Source organism: Nocardia farcinica (assembly GCF_029867845.1).
Classification (GTDB): Bacteria; Actinomycetota; Actinomycetes; order Mycobacteriales; family Mycobacteriaceae; genus Nocardia; species Nocardia farcinica_A.
Map to the genome: position 1 here is coordinate 1 of NZ_JARWRU010000287.1, position 1,896 is coordinate 1,896.

Genomic DNA, 1,896 nt, shown 5'->3' on the forward strand with positions numbered 1-1,896 from the left:
GTTGCTGGCCGGGCGAGGGGGCGCCACCTTTTTATGGGTGGTGCCGGCCGCCTGCGCCCCCACTTTCGCCGGCTTGGGCGGGGGCGACGACATCGCCATCGGCTCCCCGGTGGGCGGCCGCGGCCATCGCGAACTCGACGACCTGGTCGGCATGTTCGTCAACACCGTGGTGCTGCGCACCGCCGTCGACGCCGACGCCTCGCTGGCCGAGCTGGTCGCCGCGGTGCGCGAGGCCGATCTGGCCGCCTTCGCCCACACCGAGCTGCCCTTCGAGCGCATCGTCGACGAGCTGGTCACCGACCGCAGCGGCGGCGCGCACCCGCTGTTCCAGGTCATGCTCAGCTACACGCCGGGACAGGAGGCCCACGAGGCGCTCACCCTGCCCGGCCTGACCGTGCGTCCCGTCCCGGTCCCCGACGACGGCGCCAAGTTCGACCTGCACCTGGTCCTGCACGACGACGGCGCGGGCGGCCTCTCGGGCAGCCTGCGCTACGCCACCGACCTGTTCGACCACGGCACCGCCGCCTCGGCCGCCACCCGCCTCACCCGCGTCCTCGCCGCCGCCGCCTCCGCCCCCGGCACCCGCGTCGGCGAGGTGGAGCTGCTCGACGACACCGAACGCGCGCGGGTGCTGCGCGAGTGGAACGACACCGCGCACCCGCTGCCCGCCACCGACACGCTCGTCTCGCTGTTCCAGCGCCAGGCCGCCCGCACCCCCGGCCTGCCTGCCGTCACCTTCGCGGACACGACCCTGACCTACGGCGAGTTCGCCGACCGCGTGAACCGCCTGGCGCGCGAGCTGATCCATCGCGGCGTCGGCCCGGAGACCACGGTCGCCCTCGGCATGCGCCGCTCGCTGGACCTGGTGACCGCCATGTACGCCGTCGTCGTCGCCGGCGGCGCCTATGTCCCGCTCGACCCGGACCACCCCGCCGAGCGCACCGGCCACGTCCTCGACACCGCCCGTCCGCTGGCGATCCTCACCTCCGGCGAGGACCTGCCCGGCCCGGACGAACGCACCCCGCGCATCCGCGTCGACCGCCTCGACTTGAGCGCCCGGTCGGCGGCCCCGGTCACCGACGCCGACCGCCGCGCCCCGCTGCGCCCGCGTCACACCGCCTACGTGCTGTTCACCTCCGGCTCCACCGGCCGGCCCAAGGGCGTGGCCGTCGAGCACGCCGCCGTGGTGAACCGGCTGTGCTGGATGCAGTCCGCCCACGTGGCGCTCGGCCCGGGCGACGTGCTGTTGCAGAAGACCCCGGTCACCTTCGACGTGTCGGTGCCGGAGTTCTTCTGGCCGTTGCAGGTCGGCGCGCGCATGGTGCTCGCCGCCCCCGACGCGCACCGCGACCCGAGGCAGATCGCCGAACTGATCGCCGCCGAGGGCGTCACCGTCACCCACTTCGTGCCGTCCATGCTGGCGGTCTTCCTGGCCGAGGCGGCGCAGGACGCGGGCGCCGGCCTGCGCCACGTGTTCTGCTCCGGCGAGGCCCTGCCCGCCGCCACCGCCCGCCGCCTGCGCGAGCTCACCGGCGTGCGCGTGCACAACCTCTACGGCCCCACCGAGGCCGCCGTCGAGGTGACCGCGCACGAGGTCACCGACGCCGACGTGCACACCGTCCCCCTCGGCCGCCCGGTCTGGAACACCCGCGTCTACGTGCTCGACGCCCGGTTGCGCCCGGTGCCGGTCGGTGTCCCCGGCGAGCTGTATCTCGCCGGCGCCCAGCTGGCCCGCGGCTACCTCGGCCGCCCCGACCTGTCCGCCGACCGCTTCGTCGCCCACCCCTTAGGCGCGCCCGGCGCCCGCCCATAACGCCCCCGCGCCCAGGGCCCCAGGGCCCCCCCCCGAGCGCGGGATAAACAGGGGCCCCCCCCCATACAAGGGAAGAAACCACG

At 75.3% G+C, this 1,896-nt stretch carries 1 protein-coding gene; it reads left to right on the top strand.

Going from position 1 to position 1,896, the window contains the following annotated elements; all coding sequences use genetic code 11:
* A partial coding sequence (locus QH283_RS06195) for a non-ribosomal peptide synthetase (RefSeq protein WP_280502055.1) occupies window positions 1–1,813 on the top strand: 1,813 nt, incomplete at its 5' end.
* Window positions 1,814–1,896: the final 83 nt, after the last annotated feature.